The sequence below is a fragment of the Oscillatoria sp. FACHB-1406 genome (genome assembly GCF_014698145.1).
In the GTDB taxonomy this organism is placed as follows: Bacteria; Cyanobacteriota; Cyanobacteriia; order Cyanobacteriales; family Spirulinaceae; genus FACHB-1406.
Genome location: NZ_JACJSM010000018.1, coordinates 76,912 through 91,384 on the forward strand (window position 1 = coordinate 76,912; position 14,473 = coordinate 91,384).

The following is a 14,473-nucleotide window of genomic DNA, read 5'->3' on the forward strand; positions in this document are numbered from 1 at the left end:
TTTGATAAGTTGGAATTGAGGGGTAAACGATGGGAAGAGAGGGTTGGATGAGGATTCTTGTAGTTGAAGACGATCGCCGCTTGGCAGAAATCTTAGTAGAAGCCCTAACCGACCAATTCTATGTCGTGGATATGGCTTTAGAGGCAGAGTCGGCTTTAAAACATATCAAGACTAGCGACTACGATCTCCTGTTGCTCGATGTCATGTTGCCCGAACTCGATGGCATTAGTTTTTGCTCGCTGTTGCGCGCGCAGGGCTATCAAATGCCGATCCTGATGGTAACGGCGCGCGATACGGTCAGCGATAAGATTTCCGGGCTAGATGCGGGGGCAGACGATTACATCGTTAAACCCGTCGATTTGGGGGAACTCTTCGCTCGCATTCGCGCTTTATTGCGTCGAGGCAATACAGCTTTACCGCCCGTCTTAGAGTGGGGAAAGTTACGCCTCGATCCGAGCGTTGGCGAAGTTCGCTATGCCCAAACCTCCATCTATCTTACGCCCAAAGAATTTTGCATTCTGGAATTGTTAATGCGTCACGGTCGTCGCCTCCTCAGTCGTCGTGCCATCATCCAAAATATTTGGCAGAACGAAGATACTGTCGAAGAAGATACGGTCAAAGTTCATGTCAGAAGTTTGCGTCAGAAGTTGAAAGGGGCGGGCGCGCCGGAGAATTTAATTGAAACAGTTCACAGTCGCGGTTATCGACTTTTTGAATTATGAATGATGAGTGATGAGTGATGAGTGATGAATTATGAGTTATGAGTTATGAGTGATGAGTGATGAATTATGAGTTATGAGTAGTGAGTGGTGAGTGGTGAATTACGAACTACGAATTACGAATTACGAATTACGAACTACGAATTACGAATTACGAATTACGAATTACGAATTACGAATTATGAGTAAGGGTTATCGTAACGGTGGTTCCGTTCCCCGTTTCGCTATCAATTTCAATCGTGCCGCCGTGTAAATCGACGCACTTTTTAACCACGACTAAACCCAGTCCGGTTCCGGCGAGGTGGCGGACATTTTTACCGCGATGAAAAGCTTGAAAAAGTTGTTGGCGATCGCTGCTCGGAATTCCCAATCCGCGATCGCGCACGCTCAATTGGCAACTTTCGCTCGTGCAGGTGAGGGAACATTGAATTTGACCGCCAGCGGGCGAATATTTAATGGCGTTGGAGAGTAAATTTGCCAAAATCGAGCGCAGTAATTTTTTATCGACGTAAGCCCTGGTATGATTCCCCCAACAGATAAAGTGCAGGGAATGCTGAGCGCCCGCACTCAGTTGCATTTCTTCGACGAAATGGCGGCAAAATTTTTCGAGGTCGATCCATTGAGGTAGAAATTCTAATTTGCCGGTTTCAGCGCGATTAATCGTGAGAATATCGTCGAGAAGTTGCACCATATTTTTAACGGAATCTTGGATGCGATGCAGGTTGCGATCGCGTTTTTCCAAGTTTTCCCAAGCGCTGGCAGAAGTTTCCAGCAATTGGGCCGCGGCTAAAACGGTACTTAAGGGCGTGCGAAATTCGTGAGACACCATCGAAAAAAAACGAGTCTTCACAGCACTCAATTCTTTTTCTCTCTCTAAGGCCAACCGCACTTCATCAAGCCGCTTGCGTTCGGTGATATCGCGAGAATTGACGACGATTTTAGGAGAGGGTGCGCCTTCGACAAGGGGCTGTCCGGTGGGGAATGCGTCGATCGCTTTGGGTAATGCTTCAAAAGTGCGCCACTGTCCGGAGCGATCGCGGCGGCGAAACTCGATCGGGCCGGTAACTTCGGCATTGTAGAGCGTTTGGCTGAGAATCGGACATAGATGCGCTAAATCGTCGGGGTGGATGTAAGTAAAAAAGTTTGTACCGATTAATTCTGGGGGGGCGTAACCCAAAATCTTCTCGACCGAGGGGTTTTCGTAGTGAATCGTGCCGTCGGGGGCGAGGATAGTGATGATATCTAGGGCATTTTCAATCAAAGAACGGAAGCGTTCTTCGCTTTCGCGCAGGGCGGCTTCGGTACGTTTGCGCTCGCTGATGTCTCGCTGCACGGAAATCCAGTGAGTATAGCGTCCCTGGCGATCGGCAACGGGAACGATGCTGAATTCTGCCCAAAACTCGCTGCCATCTTTGCGGTAGTGGAGGACTTCGATGCTGGCGGTTTCCCATGAGGAGAGGGCGGCTTGGACGCGAGCGATGGCGGCGCGATCGGTGCATTTTCCCCAGAGCAGATCGAGAGTTTTGCCGAGGGTTTCTTCGAGTCGATAGCCGGTGAGGGTGATAAAAGCTTGGTTGACGTAAACAATCGGCGGTCCGGGAGCGGTTACGGGGCGTGCTTCGGTGACAATGACGGCATCGTTGGTATTGACGACGACGGATTGCAGCAGGCGCACTTGTTCGGCTTGGCGCTTTTGTTCGGTGATGTCGGCGACGACGGCGACTAAACCGTTAATGTTATCTTCGCTATCGGTGAGGGGGGCGGCGGAAAAGACGATATCGATCGCGCTGCCGTCTTTTTTGGTGCGGCGGACTTCTAAGCTGGGCGGCGTAATCCCCGCTAAAATGTTCTGCCAGATGCTTTGATAGTCGAGATCGGTTTCGGCGAGGACGGGGTTGGCGCGATCGCACACTTCGGCTTCCGTCCAGCCAAACATCCGTTCGGCGGCTGGATTCCAGACTTTGACTCGCCCTTGTAAGTCGAGGGTAAAAATGGCGCGGGGCGAGGCAGAAATTAAGGAGAGTAGGGTTTGATTGGTGTGGTGTAAGGCTTCGTTGGTTTTGGCAAGTTCTTCGGTACGCTGCTGGACTCGGAGTTCGAGTTCGGCGTTGAGTTGGCGCAGTTGTTCGTAGAGTTCGGATTGTTGAATCGCGATCGCGACTTGGGTGGCGAGTTGCTTCATCAAGTCGATTTCGAGGGGCTGCCAGGTGCGAGGGGCGCTGCATTGGTGAGCGATGAGGAGTCCCCAGAGGTGGGGAGGAGGGGTTTCTCCGGCTTCTCTGCTATCGAGTTCTCGCAGTTGTTGGAGGATGGGGACGACTAATTTGGCGCGGACTCCAAATTCAGAGAGAAATTCTGTCAGACAGTCTTCTACGTCATCGCTGTCGATATCCGCGATCGTACCGACTTTTCCTCGTGCGTAAGCTTCGTGATACTCGGACGGAAAAACTTCCGGCGGAAAGGTACGCCCTAAAATTGCTTCGTACTCGGGCAGCACGGACTCGGTAATTGCCGTTCCCGTCTCATCTCCCCAAAGACGATAGATTAAGACGCGATCGACGACCAGAAATTGCCGGACATCGGCCACCGTTCTCGTCAGCACTTCCTCCAAGTCCAAGGATTGGCGAATATGATGCGCGATTTGATTGACCAGTCGTTCTCGTTCGGTTTGCTGTCGCAGGTTTAACTCGGCTCGGCGGCGCTGGGCAATCTGTCGCAGCAGGCAAGGAACGCTAAAGGCCGCGATCGTGAGGGGAATGAAAGCACTGACAATGGGCAGTAGACTTGCCTGCATCATTGATTAGGGCTGATGGGGAGAGGGGGAGAACTTTTATTTTCTCATTTCAACGTGCCTTAGTTCATAAAAGCTCTCTCTTTCCTTAAACTTTAGTACATCTATCCATTCTTGATAAATTCAGCCATTTGTTCGATTAAATGGTCGAAGTAAGGCTCCCCTATATTTTTTTGTTCTGCTGGAAGAGCATCTAATGCTGCGGATTTCAAACGCTTTAAGCCACAGAGCATGGCGGGCAGAGGAACCCGCATTTCCTCATAAAGCAAGCGCATTTTTTCTAACCCATCCGGACTTGTAAACTGCGGATTCTTTGCCGCAATTCCATAGGTAATACAGCGCAAAAAATGCCAAAAATCTCGCCAGCAAGCCTCAGCCCGTTCTGGAGGGTAAAGATCGCCTTCCGGAGCCGTGATTTTCGGGAAGTTTTCTAAAACTGCCTGCCGCGCCGTACTGATTGCATCAGCCGCATTATCTCTCAAAAATCGGACGCTTTCTAAAGCTAAACTTGAATGAATTGAGAGGGTTTTTAATTTCGCTAAATCTTCGTCGGTTAAATAGCGCTTTTCATCATCCGCCCGACCAATAATTTCAATAATTTCAGGGTTATAATTTCCTTTCCAAGTTTGCACGTCTAAGGTGCGAGCTTCAGGAATTAATTCTTTCGCTCGTCTGCTAATCATAAGCTTTTTGCTTAATTAGTTTTACTGTCGATACTGCAAGTACCGTTCTAAATCGAACAAAAAACCGTGAATATATTCCTCGGTCCATTCTTCCCCATAAAACCGGGTAAACATTCCCCGGGCGGGGTCTTTTTCTGCTCGATACCTAATATAACGCAGTTGAGCAGCTTGAATGGCATCTAAGGCTTGTGGCTTGGTGACGGGTTCTGCGGCAGCGACGAAATCTAAATAAGCTTGTAAGTAGTCCTTAAACGCTTTGTAAACGTAGGTTTGGACGACGGCGGTTTCTTGGGGGCGAGTCCAGAGAAACGCGGGGGAAAAGAACGGTTTTGCTTCCTCCGGGAAATCGCCGCCCCAAGGAAGAAACTGCCGATAAGATTCAAAAATCGGTAGAATCGGGTTACTGTATTTCTCCTGATAAGCGGCATTGTGAAAGAGGGGCTGCATATCGAGAGCAATCAGGTGTCCGCCCGGGAGGGTGACGAGATCTGCCCCGAAAAAGGGCAATTCGTAGTTGAGTTGCGGGAAGATGACGAAATTGAGAACTTGCAGGGAATTTCCGCCTTGGACGTGGGCGGCGCGAATTTGCCTCAGTTTGGGCGATTGAAAGCCATAGCTGGTGGTGAGAACGGTTTCTTCTCGCTTGCCTTTTCCGATGGTTGCTTCTTTGCGATCGAACCCTTCTGGGATGGGGTAAGGTTCGAGAGGGAGGCACTCTTTGAGTAAGGCGAGGGCTGTTTCTAAAAAGGGTTGGTAGAGCGACATTATTTAGCTCGGAACGGCAAGGGGAACGGCATCTTCAAATAAAAATTCATGCAGGAATTTTTCAGACCATTCATGACCGAAATAGCTGCTAAATAATCCAGATGCGGGGTCGCGTTCGGCGCTGTATTGGTCGTAGTCTTTCTGCGCTTTGGCAACTCGCGCGATCGCGTCCGGTTGAGTTAGGGGTTCGGCTCGTTCGAGCAGTTGCCAGTAGAGTTGAATGTATTCTTTATAAGCCGGAAGTAGTCGGTTAACGACGGTATCGGAATCTGTTTTTGCAAACAGCAGATAAGGGGAAAAGTATTGATTTGCATCGTAGAACTTCATGGGTAAGTCTTGGGCGAGTTCGCTGTATTTATCGCGCAAGCTTCGCATCGGTTCGATGTATTTTTTGAGGTAAGCTTCGTCCCGAAATAGGGGTTGAAAATCTAAAACAACTAAAATTTTCTTTTTGCCGAATGCTAAAAAGTCAATTCCCAATAAGGGCAGGTCGTACTGATGGCTGGGATAAAGAACGCTGTTAAAAATTTGGGCGGTTTCGCCAGCGTTGATGTAGGTGTAGCGAATTTTGCGGAGTTGAGGGCATTGATAGCACCAGCTTTCAATCATGGCTGGATTTTTGCCCCGCTGACTGACTTGATATTCCAATTCTGGGAGAATCGGGCGACCCCGTAACTCGAAGCGACGGAACAGTTCTTGTTCGAGGTGGTGTAGAAAAGGCTGAAACATAGGCTTTTCGGGGAAGATGGGGTCTTAATGGGGGAGCATAAGGGAAAGTTTTTGCGGCTGTCTCGTTTCTCATTTAGAACGAAATAATTCGTAATAATTAAGGGTTGGAAGGCGAGCAATTTGTAGCGGAGGAGTCAGAATGCTCGTTTTTTCGTAGCTATGAGCCTTCCGAGCCGAGCGTCAAGGGCAAAATATTAAGAAATGTAACTTTCTTTTTCACAAAAGGGACGAAATGAAGCGTTCCTTCCTATCTTTTGTAAGAACGGTTCGGTTGGACGCAGAGAGGCGCGACCGACCCGATAACAAGACCCTTTTGTCGTAATCAATTTAGTTTAAGGAGAGCTCGATGCTTGACGCTTTTTCCAGATCGGTCGTTAGTGCCGACAGCAAAACCGCAGCAATCGGTGGAGATGAGTTAGCAAAACTGCGCGAATTCATCAATTCTGGCAACCGTCGCTTAGATGCAGTCAACGCGATCGCGAGCAATGCAAGCTGCATGGTTTCCGATGCTGTCGCTGGGATGATTTGCGAAAATACCGGACTGATTCAAGCGGGCGGCAACTGCTACCCCAACCGTCGCATGGCTGCTTGCTTGCGCGATGCAGAAATCATCCTGCGCTACGTTACCTACGCTCTGATGGCTGGAGATGCTTCGGTTCTCGAAGATCGTTGCTTGAATGGCCTTAAAGAAACCTATACCGCTCTGGGCGTTCCCCTTCAATCTACCGCTCGCGCTGTCGCGATTATGAAAGCTCAAGCTTCCGCTCACATCAAGGATACTCCGAGCGAAGAGTTTGCAGGCGATAAACTCCGCTTCATGGGAAGCCCGGTTGTTGAAGATCGTTGCGCTAGCTTAGTGGCAGAAGCCGGTAGCTATTTCGATCGCGTGATTGCAGCCCTCAGCTAAGGGATGCGAGGGTTCTAACCCAAGCTGTTTCGGGTTTTGCCAATGCGGTTAAACCCCCCAAAATCTAAGTTCAATCCAGTCAAGTCTGAAAGAATAATAAAAGATATGAAATCAGTTGTTACCACCGCGATCGCTGCTGCCGACGCTGCCGGACGTTTCCCCAGCACCTCCGATCTCGAATCCGTACAAGGTTCCATCCAACGCGCGACGGCTCGTTTAGAAGCGGCTGAAAAGCTGGCTGGCAACCTCGACAACGTTGCTAAAGAAGCTTACGATGCTTGCATCAAAAAATACCCCTACCTGAACGATAAGGGTCAAGCAAACTCCACCGATACTTTCAAAGAAAAGTGCCTTCGCGATATCAAGCACTATATGCGCTTGATCAACTATTGCTTAGTCGTCGGCGGAACGGGTCCTCTCGATGAGTGGGGAATTGCCGGACAACGCGAAGTTTATCGCGCTCTGGGACTGCCCACCGCTCCTTACGTCGAAGCCCTCAGCTTCGCTCGCACTCGCGGTTGCGCTCCTCGCGATATGTCAACTCAAGCTTTAACCGAATACAACGCTCTGCTCGACTATGTAATCAACTCTTTGTCCTAGGATACGCGTTGATTCCATTGTCAGGATAAAAGGTTAAAATTAGAGGACTCTCAATTGCAATGCAAAGAGCGAGAGTCCTTTTTTTTAATGAATAATGGATAATGGATAATGAATAATGGATCGTTGCCAATTCTAACTTCATAACTCACGTCTGATGTGAATTATCCAAAAGCATTAACTGCCCTCACCCCCAGCCCCTCTCCCAACTCTGGGAGAGGGGAGAAAGAACAGTAAAATGGGATTTTCGGCTTCTAATGCACATTAGGCGTAACTCATAACTCATAATTAAAATGACACAATCTGCTTTATTAGAACAATTAAAACATCCCAATCCGCATTTGCGCGATCGCGCGACGTTGGAATTGGTTGAAACTCGCGATGAAACCACCATTCCCAACTTAATGGCAGTTTTGGATGAGGAAGATACAACCTATCGACGCGCCGCCGTGAAAACTTTGGGCGCAATTGGAGTGGATACGGTTCCTTTTCTGGTTAAAGCATTGCTCGATAGCGAGAATGGAACGGTGCGGGGTAGTGCGGCGAAAGCGTTGGCGCAAGTTGCCGTGTATTATCCTAAAGTCCCTTTCCCAACCGAGGGAATTGAAGGACTGAAAACCGCGCTAAACGACCCCAATCCGGTGGTTCATATTGCTTCGGCGATGGCTTTGGGGGTTGTTGGTTTGCCGGGATTGGAGAGTTTGCTCGAGGTATTGGAGAAAACGGATAATTTGGGCTTAGCGGTGGCAATTGTGAATGCGATTAGTTCAATTAAGAGCGATCGCTCGCGGGAGGTTTTAACCAAGTTAGTCAACGATGAGTCTGCCGATAGTTACGTGCGAGAAATGGCGAATAGCGCGCTTTCGCGATTGGATTTTGTAAAATCTAGTTTAACGGTGAATTCGTTGGAGAGTTAGAGCGTAGATTGAAAAGGTTAAAAAGCTCATCTTGCCCAAAACTAAACTTCAAGAATTCCGATCGCTCTTATCGAGAATCTCACAATCACCTTATACCAATTCTCATTGATTTTGCACGAATCCCTAAGAGGGCATAACGGTGTTCATTAGTGTCAACTTAACGTGAAACCCCCCTCAGAAAGTTGAATCGCCCTCACCCCCAGCCCCTCTCCCAACTCTGGGAGAGGGGAGCAAGAGAGAATTCTTCTCCCCCCTCGCCCAAAATTGGGAGAGGGGGGTTGGGGGGGTGAGGGCCAGGATGACGCTATAACAACCACTTGTGCTTAAGTTGACACCCATGAACGGTGTTATACCCCTACAGCGACAAATTTAGTGCAAAACTTGTAGGAAATGGTATTACACACAACCGTTGCGAAATGCTTGAATGGCTTCTAAACGAGATGTTTGCGCCATTAACACGCAGCGAGTTAGTAATTCAATATCGAGGGTAGAGAGTTCGGGAAGTTGGCTGCGAGCTATTTTCCGATAATCGGTATCGTAGAGATGATAAAGTCTCAAAAGACCATCTTGCCAAAACCAAACTTCGGGAACTTCTAAGGCTCGATACTTTTGGAGTTTATTGGCATTCCCACTGCTGAAGATAATCTCGATCGCGAGATCGGGAATTGGCTTAGAAGTGCCGAAACAATAGGATTCATCGGCTTGAAGCGAAACGATTCCTTCTTTTTCTTGAGTCATCGAACCCATCGGTTCAAACTCAATCCCTTTTTCCCAGCAAAACATTCCAATTAAAAAGCCGATAAACCGACTAAAAAATTCATGTTCGCGTCCCGGCATGAGAATTTCGATGGTGTTGTCATAGTAGGCGAGTTTGATTCCCGGAGCGTTGTTAAATCCTGCCTGAATGAGTTTGAATTGTTGCCAGGGAATGTGGGAGTAGACGATCGCGCGATCTTGCAGGGTTCCGCTTCGCGGCGCGCGTTCTGGGGAATCGAGACGGGGAGGTTGAGTCATGACAGTCGCCTTCAGCCATCTTCAGCATTTTTATTGTATCGAGGTAAGACGATCGAAAAGCTCAATCCCAGTCGTCTTCCTCCGTTTCGCGTTCGAGTTGCGTTACGGCTAATTTCAAAGCCGGTTGAATTGAGGTTTCGGTTTCCCGTTCTAAGGCGGCTTGTAAAGGCGCGATCGCGCTGGTATCTTTGATTTTCATCAAGGAGAGTGCCGCCGCCTTGCGCGTTTCCCCGCTTGGATGGTGCAATAACTCCAGCAGAGAAGGAACGGCGGGTTTATGGGTTAAATTCCCTAGAACCGCAGCCGCTTCGCAGCGAACGTCTTCTGAGGTATCGTTGAGGGCGCGAATCAGGAGATCGAAGGCTTCTATCTCATTGCTATCGGCGGCTAATTTCGCGATCGCGCCAACCACCGCAGCGCGTACCGATTCCGATTCCGAGGCAATCTCCCGATACAAGTATTCCCGCGCTTCCGGGCCGATGAACGCTAAAGCCCAAGCCGCATGGCCGAGGGTGCTTTCGGGGTGTTCCGGCGAGGCTAAAATCTCCAGTAACACCGGCACTGCGGCTTCGCCAATCCGCGCCAGCGCGCCGACTGCCGAACCTTTCACCACCGTGTCTTCGTCGTTGAGGAGTGCCACCACTAAGGGATCGATGGTTTCGGGATCGGCAATTAGGGTGAGGGTTTTCGCGCTGGCGCGCCGCACGACGGGATTGGGATGGTGGGAGAGGGCAGCAACGAGAAAAGGGACGGCGGGTTTGCCAATCCGTCCGAGGGTGTCGGCAAAACCCAAACGCACCATCCCCCGCGTATCGCCCATACATTCAACCATGCGTTCGAGGCGATCGCGATCGCGAGGATCGAAGGTTTGTTCCGCAACTTCGGTTCTTGCCGCCGCCAGAAACTCATCCACTTCCGCTTGCGACATGGAGAGAGAAGGACTGCGATCGTTCATTCATTTAACTCCCGGTTAACATCGCGTGTTGGCTGCGGAGATTTTCCAGCTTCGCGTCAATCTCAGCCAGTTGCGGTTCTAACTTCGTCATCACTTTCGACTTCGGAAGCTTTGCTTTTTTCGCTGCCGTTGTCATTTCGTCGATCAAACGCTGTCGATATTTCTCAAACTCTTGAATGACTTCGGCTAATTCTTCTGGGGTTACTAAATTTTGGGTTTCTGAGGATTTTAAATCTTCTGTCATTTTTCTTCTGCGGTTCTCAATCTCGGGCATCGAGCGACCGAACTAAGATTAAAATTTTCTACAATAGTTTATCGCAAAACGAACCCGCTCAATGTTAAGATTACAATCGAGATCGGCATCGACCAACGATTGGGCGATCGCGCGCGCTTCGGAGACTGAATCGTTGCTAAAAATAAGAGAAATCGTGCGATGGATAAACGTTTTTTCAATATGTTTGGGTTGACCGAAGACCAAGCACTCGCCCTACTCCAAACTCCCCTCGAACAATTAGCCGCTCCCACCGAGCATTATGTTGCCGTTTCTCACCTCATTAATTTCCCGACAGAACGCTCGATTAATGCCCTAATTGAAGTCGTCCAAAATCCCGCCCCCGATCTTTACGATCGCATCACCCGACGCAAAGCCGTCGAAAGTTTAGGGCGCTTGCAGGCTGAGGTTGCCTTACCGATTATTCGCACTTGTTTTCAGGATGAAGATTGCTATACCGTCGAAAATGCGGTTTGGGCTGTCGGAGAAATCGGCACCGAAGATCGCGAAATTTTAGAGGAGATCGCTCAACTCTTAGACACTCCCGAACGGGCTTACAGAACGATTATTCAAACCCTCGCTAAATTAAACTATCAACCGGCTGCCGGACGCATTGAAAAGTTTGTTGCTGCTGAGGATAAAGCGATCGCGTCGGCGGCGATTTCTGCGCTTTATCGTTTAACGGGAGACAACCGCCAACTTTCGCAGGTTGTCGCTTTTCTCCAAGACGATAATGTTAACGTCCGGCGAGCTTGCATTCAAGATTTAATCGATGCGCGCTACTGCGATGCTATTCCCGCGATCGCCTGCTGTCCGGTGTCGATTGTCTTCCGCCTGCGCGGAATTCGACTGCTTGCAGAGTCGGGATTAGCCACAAAAAAAATTAATTTTAACTTCATCGAACCCCACCTCGATCGCGTTATTTCAGACCATCCCAACGACCTCGAACTCGTCCACGAATACGACCAAAAACCGAGCTTAGAATTTGTGATTAACGAGTTATATCACACCGACTTCGGACGCTGCTATCTTGCTAGCAAAACGCTGCTCGAAGTTTATCCCCAAGAAGCACCCGCCGCCCTCTTCCAAACTTGGGAAAAAGAAGCTCATAACGACTACGGCGCGCACTACCACGTTATTAAGCTCTTTGGCTGGCTCCAACACGCCCCCGCTTGGGATTTAATCGTTGAAGCCTTACATAATACCTCACCTCAGTTCCAAAAATCCCGCGCCGCCGCTGCTATTGCCTTTGGAAATTTAGGAGACGAACGAGCCATTCCCCTCTTAAAAGAAGCCTTAAACAGTCCAATTTTCGATCTTAAGTATGCCTGTTTGCTTGCCTTAGAACAATTGGGCGACACACAAGCAAAATCGATGCTTTTTGACGATCCGGAACCCTTGATTCGGGATAAAGCCGCGCGAGCGTAGAGAGAATAAATTTGCTCCTAACTTTGCTCCTACAAGTTATTCTCAACTATAATTGTGGAGGTCGAAAACGAGACTGCCTTATGAGATATGGATAGACTAAAGTCATGAAGATCGAGCGATCCAGAATCTACAACAATGAGCGATAAAGCCGAAGTAATATTCAAAACAAAAGCAGTTTTTAACGCAGCATCCGATTATTTTGATGCTCCCGCCTTATCCTTCTGGGGGCGTTTCGGACAAGCAACGATCGATAAACTCTCATTCCAAGGAGGCGAAAGCGTTTTAGATGTTTGTTGCGGGAGCGGAGCTTCTGCCCTCCCTGCTGCTCGCGCGGTTGGTACGAGCGGTTCTGTTGTGGGAGTCGATCTGGCAGAATCCTTATTAGAATTAGGACGCAACAAGGCAAAACAGCAAGGTTTAGAAAATATCGAGTTTCGCTGTGCTGATTTTGAAAACTTAGGATTTCCGGATGAGAGTTTTGACGCGATCGTTTGTGTCTTTGGCATCTTTTTTGTTCCTGACATGAGCGCCGCATTGCAAGAACTTTTACGAATGTTGCGTCCTGGAGGTAAGCTCGCAATTACCTCTTGGGGACAAAAAGTATTTGAGCCTGCAAACGGCGAATTTTGGTCGGCGATACAAACAGAACGTCCCGATTTGTATAAAAGTTTTACACCTTGGGATCGTATTAGTACGAGCGCTGAGCTAAAAGCATTACTCGAAAGTAGCGGCGCAACCCAAGTCGAAGTATTTCCGGAATCTTGCACGCACGAACTTACCGCTGCTGAAGATTGGTGGACAATGGTTTTAGGTGGAGGAATTAGAGGGATTATCGACCAGTTAAAACCCGCCGTTAGAGAGAGAATTCGGCAAGGAAATCTTGAATTTTTGCGGCAAAACCAGATCGGTTCTTTAGAAGTAGACGTACTTTACGCGATCGCACGCAAAGCCGAGATTTAACGATAATTTCTTCACCCAATCTTTGAAGCTTTAACGAATGGCTCCCGAACCCATTCTGTTAACAACGCTTGCAGAATAACCGAGCGCCGATTCTCCCTTTTCCTTTAAGGATTGCGGGGAAAACATCCTAAACTTTGAGCCGTATTCGATCGCGTATAAGGATTCCAAGTTCCCAACTCCACAGAAGAACGACTGCACAAATAAGCCCGTTCCTCATCCTTCAACCCCTCCACCTGACTAAAATCCGCCCCCTCCAAATTTTGAACCTGTTCCAACGTTGCGTCCGTTAAATCCGCTCCACGCAAGTCGGCAAACTGCAATTCCACGCCCACCAATCGAGCATTGCGGAGGTAAGCACCCACTAAAGAAACTCTTCGTAAGTTCGCCCCACTTAACGCCGCTCCCTCCAAATTCGCCCCAGTTAAGTCCGCTCCGCTTAAGTAAGCGCCCCGCAGATTCGCGCCCGTTAAATCCGCCCCGCGCAGATTCGCCGTATTGAGATAAGCACCCGCCAAATTCGCCTTCGGACCGATCGCGCCGGAGTTACGATAGTCATAGCCTTCCGGCCAAATCGTCTTCGCATCATACAGCGCCAGTTGCAGCTTTGCCCCCGTCAAATTTGCGCCCCTGAAGTCGCAACCGCACAAAATCGCGCGATATAAGGCACTATCTTGCAAATTTGCCTTGATTGTGCAGCTTCCTTGTAAGTTGGCTCTTCGTAAATCTGCTCCTTGTAAGTTTGCACCTTCAAGATTGCTCTGGCTCAAATTCGCGCCCACAAAAATTGCACCGCTGAAATCGCCCCCCGCTAAATTCATCCCGCTTAAATTTGCACCTTCTAAATTCGCTGAGTTGAGGCTTTCTCCGGTTTGCAATGCAGTTCGGACGCGATCGGCAGAAAGAGAAATAAAGCTGAGGCGAGCGGCAAGGGAATTCATGGCAATCGTTACAAAAGAGTTACCCATCATCGTAAAATTTAATCAGTCATTCCCATGACTTTTAATCTTTCTTTACGAATGTTGTTAACTTAAATTAACTCGCGATCGCAGTTAAAAAAATCGATGCTTTTATCACCCCCCATAACGATGATGGATTTCTTTCGCAAAAGCGAGGGAGTTTGGTTTTCTCAACGGAGCGTTCATCGCTTTGATTCAGCGGGAGATGAATCGGGGGAATCGAATTTAATTATTGGCGTTTTGGAAAAAGATGACCCCAAGGTATTGGCGATTTGTGGCGAACAGGGAGTCGATCCGATTTGGATTAGCGGCGGTGCTAGTTTTCAATGGCAGGGGAATTTAAGCGAGAAGGAACCCGACCCTAACTATGAAGCAATTTTAGTCGATATTCCCAATCCCGATAATCGCCAACAAGGAAAATTTCTACGAAATAAAGGCTATGTGGAAGGGATTCCGGTTATCGGCGTTTATCACTTTTCCGACGATGGAGTCTTGACAATTGAGACGGAGTATGAAAAGAACCAAGGACAAGAAAAATGCTGGTTTGTGAATGACAATTTTCGCGTTCGAGTCAGCACGGTTAAGATATTGAACGGAGTCAATTTAATGACTTATTGTTCCGAACGTCGTTGTGTCAATCCAACTTTTTTAAGCGAGTTAATCGAACAAAATTGCAAGAGGGCATAGCAGTGCTATGCCCCTACGGAGTGGGGTTTAATTTCGAGGTTTCCTCTAAATTTGCGCCCCGGAGAGCGAAAAATTTAGAGGATCGCGATCGGAA

The 14,473-nt window shown here is 48.7% G+C and carries 15 protein-coding genes; 7 read left to right on the top strand and 8 right to left on the bottom strand.

The features are described 5' to 3' along the window. Window positions 1–47 precede the first annotated feature (47 nt). On the top strand, window positions 48–722 hold the full coding sequence (locus H6G50_RS17025; protein WP_190718745.1) for a response regulator transcription factor: 675 nt from the start codon (window positions 48–50) through the stop codon (window positions 720–722). A 169-nt stretch (window positions 723–891) separates the two neighbouring features. Here H6G50_RS17025 and H6G50_RS17030 read toward each other — a convergent pair whose 3' ends face one another. From H6G50_RS17030 to H6G50_RS17045, 4 genes are all read right to left on the bottom strand, one after another. Then, window positions 892–3,516 carry a PAS domain S-box protein gene (locus H6G50_RS17030; protein ID WP_199303125.1) on the bottom strand — a complete coding sequence of 875 codons (2,625 nt, stop codon included), beginning with the start codon at window positions 3,514–3,516 and terminating at the stop codon, window positions 892–894. 98 nt (window positions 3,517–3,614) lie between these two features. Then, complete coding sequence (locus tag H6G50_RS17035) at window positions 3,615–4,193, bottom strand: phycobilisome protein (RefSeq protein WP_190718748.1); 579 nt, start codon at window positions 4,191–4,193, stop codon at window positions 3,615–3,617. A gap of 21 nt (window positions 4,194–4,214) precedes the next feature. Beyond that, entirely contained in the window at window positions 4,215–4,958 is a 744-nt protein-coding gene (locus H6G50_RS17040; RefSeq protein WP_190718751.1) for a phycoerythrobilin:ferredoxin oxidoreductase, read from the bottom strand. A 3-nt stretch (window positions 4,959–4,961) separates the two neighbouring features. Then, entirely contained in the window at window positions 4,962–5,687 is a 726-nt protein-coding gene (locus tag H6G50_RS17045; RefSeq protein ID WP_190718753.1) for a 15,16-dihydrobiliverdin:ferredoxin oxidoreductase, read from the bottom strand. A 346-nt stretch (window positions 5,688–6,033) separates the two neighbouring features. On the opposite strand from H6G50_RS17045, the gene cpeB reads away from it, so the two are divergent. The 3 genes from cpeB to H6G50_RS17060 all read left to right on the top strand — a co-directional run bounded on the left by cpeB (window position 6,034) and on the right by H6G50_RS17060 (window position 8,108). Next, window positions 6,034–6,594, top strand: a complete 561-nt coding sequence (gene cpeB, locus H6G50_RS17050) for a C-phycoerythrin subunit beta (protein ID WP_190718755.1) — start codon at window positions 6,034–6,036, stop codon at window positions 6,592–6,594. Between the two features lie 105 nt (window positions 6,595–6,699). Then, window positions 6,700–7,194, top strand: coding sequence for a bleomycin hydrolase (locus tag H6G50_RS17055; RefSeq protein WP_190718758.1), 495 nt, complete (start codon window positions 6,700–6,702; stop codon window positions 7,192–7,194). Window positions 7,195–7,484: 290 nt separating this feature from the next. Beyond that, the gene (locus H6G50_RS17060) at window positions 7,485–8,108 is read left to right on the top strand and encodes a HEAT repeat domain-containing protein (RefSeq protein ID WP_190718761.1); all 624 of its coding nucleotides are present in this window, start codon (window positions 7,485–7,487) and stop codon (window positions 8,106–8,108) included. A 396-nt stretch (window positions 8,109–8,504) separates the two neighbouring features. Here H6G50_RS17060 and H6G50_RS17065 read toward each other — a convergent pair whose 3' ends face one another. The 3 genes from H6G50_RS17065 to H6G50_RS17075 form a co-directional block, all read right to left on the bottom strand. Continuing rightward, window positions 8,505–9,122, bottom strand: a complete 618-nt coding sequence (locus tag H6G50_RS17065) for a Uma2 family endonuclease (protein ID WP_190718764.1) — start codon at window positions 9,120–9,122, stop codon at window positions 8,505–8,507. Between the two features lie 61 nt (window positions 9,123–9,183). Further along, window positions 9,184–10,077, bottom strand: a complete 894-nt coding sequence (locus tag H6G50_RS17070; protein ID WP_190718765.1) for a HEAT repeat domain-containing protein — start codon at window positions 10,075–10,077, stop codon at window positions 9,184–9,186. A gap of 4 nt (window positions 10,078–10,081) precedes the next feature. Then, window positions 10,082–10,321, bottom strand: a complete 240-nt coding sequence (locus H6G50_RS17075; protein WP_190718768.1) for a hypothetical protein — start codon at window positions 10,319–10,321, stop codon at window positions 10,082–10,084. 189 nt (window positions 10,322–10,510) lie between these two features. On the opposite strand from H6G50_RS17075, the gene H6G50_RS17080 reads away from it, so the two are divergent. Together H6G50_RS17080 and H6G50_RS17085 are read left to right on the top strand one after the other, a co-directional pair. Continuing rightward, complete coding sequence (locus H6G50_RS17080) at window positions 10,511–11,776, top strand: HEAT repeat domain-containing protein (RefSeq protein ID WP_190718770.1); 1,266 nt, start codon at window positions 10,511–10,513, stop codon at window positions 11,774–11,776. 135 nt (window positions 11,777–11,911) lie between these two features. Next, window positions 11,912–12,736 (top strand): class I SAM-dependent methyltransferase, encoded by an 825-nt coding sequence (locus H6G50_RS17085; protein ID WP_190718773.1) that lies wholly within the window; start codon window positions 11,912–11,914, stop codon window positions 12,734–12,736. A gap of 104 nt (window positions 12,737–12,840) precedes the next feature. On the opposite strand, the gene H6G50_RS17090 is transcribed toward H6G50_RS17085, so the two are convergent. Next, window positions 12,841–13,704 carry a pentapeptide repeat-containing protein gene (locus tag H6G50_RS17090; protein ID WP_242032864.1) on the bottom strand — a complete coding sequence of 288 codons (864 nt, stop codon included), beginning with the start codon at window positions 13,702–13,704 and terminating at the stop codon, window positions 12,841–12,843. A gap of 117 nt (window positions 13,705–13,821) precedes the next feature. Here H6G50_RS17090 and H6G50_RS17095 point away from each other — a divergent pair, with 117 nt between their 5' ends. After that, a complete protein-coding gene (locus H6G50_RS17095; RefSeq protein ID WP_242032865.1) occupies window positions 13,822–14,379 on the top strand; it encodes a phycobiliprotein lyase in 558 nt (185 codons plus the stop codon). Window positions 14,380–14,473 lie beyond the last annotated feature (94 nt).

Bases quoted from the DNA above. Each gene is read 5' to 3' on its own strand.
- H6G50_RS17025 (WP_190718745.1), top strand. From the start codon at position 48: ATGAGGATTCTTGTAGTTGAAGACGATCGCCGCTTGGCAGAAATCTTA.
- H6G50_RS17030 (WP_199303125.1), bottom strand. From the start codon at position 3,516: ATGATGCAGGCAAGTCTACTGCCCATTGTCAGTGCTTTCATTCCCCTC.
- H6G50_RS17035 (WP_190718748.1), bottom strand. From the start codon at position 4,193: ATGATTAGCAGACGAGCGAAAGAATTAATTCCTGAAGCTCGCACCTTA.
- H6G50_RS17040 (WP_190718751.1), bottom strand. From the start codon at position 4,958: ATGTCGCTCTACCAACCCTTTTTAGAAACAGCCCTCGCCTTACTCAAA.
- H6G50_RS17045 (WP_190718753.1), bottom strand. From the start codon at position 5,687: ATGTTTCAGCCTTTTCTACACCACCTCGAACAAGAACTGTTCCGTCGC.
- cpeB (WP_190718755.1), top strand. From the start codon at position 6,034: ATGCTTGACGCTTTTTCCAGATCGGTCGTTAGTGCCGACAGCAAAACC.
- H6G50_RS17055 (WP_190718758.1), top strand. From the start codon at position 6,700: ATGAAATCAGTTGTTACCACCGCGATCGCTGCTGCCGACGCTGCCGGA.
- H6G50_RS17060 (WP_190718761.1), top strand. From the start codon at position 7,485: ATGACACAATCTGCTTTATTAGAACAATTAAAACATCCCAATCCGCAT.
- H6G50_RS17065 (WP_190718764.1), bottom strand. From the start codon at position 9,122: ATGACTCAACCTCCCCGTCTCGATTCCCCAGAACGCGCGCCGCGAAGC.
- H6G50_RS17070 (WP_190718765.1), bottom strand. From the start codon at position 10,077: ATGAACGATCGCAGTCCTTCTCTCTCCATGTCGCAAGCGGAAGTGGAT.
- H6G50_RS17075 (WP_190718768.1), bottom strand. From the start codon at position 10,321: ATGACAGAAGATTTAAAATCCTCAGAAACCCAAAATTTAGTAACCCCA.
- H6G50_RS17080 (WP_190718770.1), top strand. From the start codon at position 10,511: ATGGATAAACGTTTTTTCAATATGTTTGGGTTGACCGAAGACCAAGCA.
- H6G50_RS17085 (WP_190718773.1), top strand. From the start codon at position 11,912: ATGAGCGATAAAGCCGAAGTAATATTCAAAACAAAAGCAGTTTTTAAC.
- H6G50_RS17090 (WP_242032864.1), bottom strand. From the start codon at position 13,704: ATGATGGGTAACTCTTTTGTAACGATTGCCATGAATTCCCTTGCCGCT.
- H6G50_RS17095 (WP_242032865.1), top strand. From the start codon at position 13,822: ATGATGGATTTCTTTCGCAAAAGCGAGGGAGTTTGGTTTTCTCAACGG.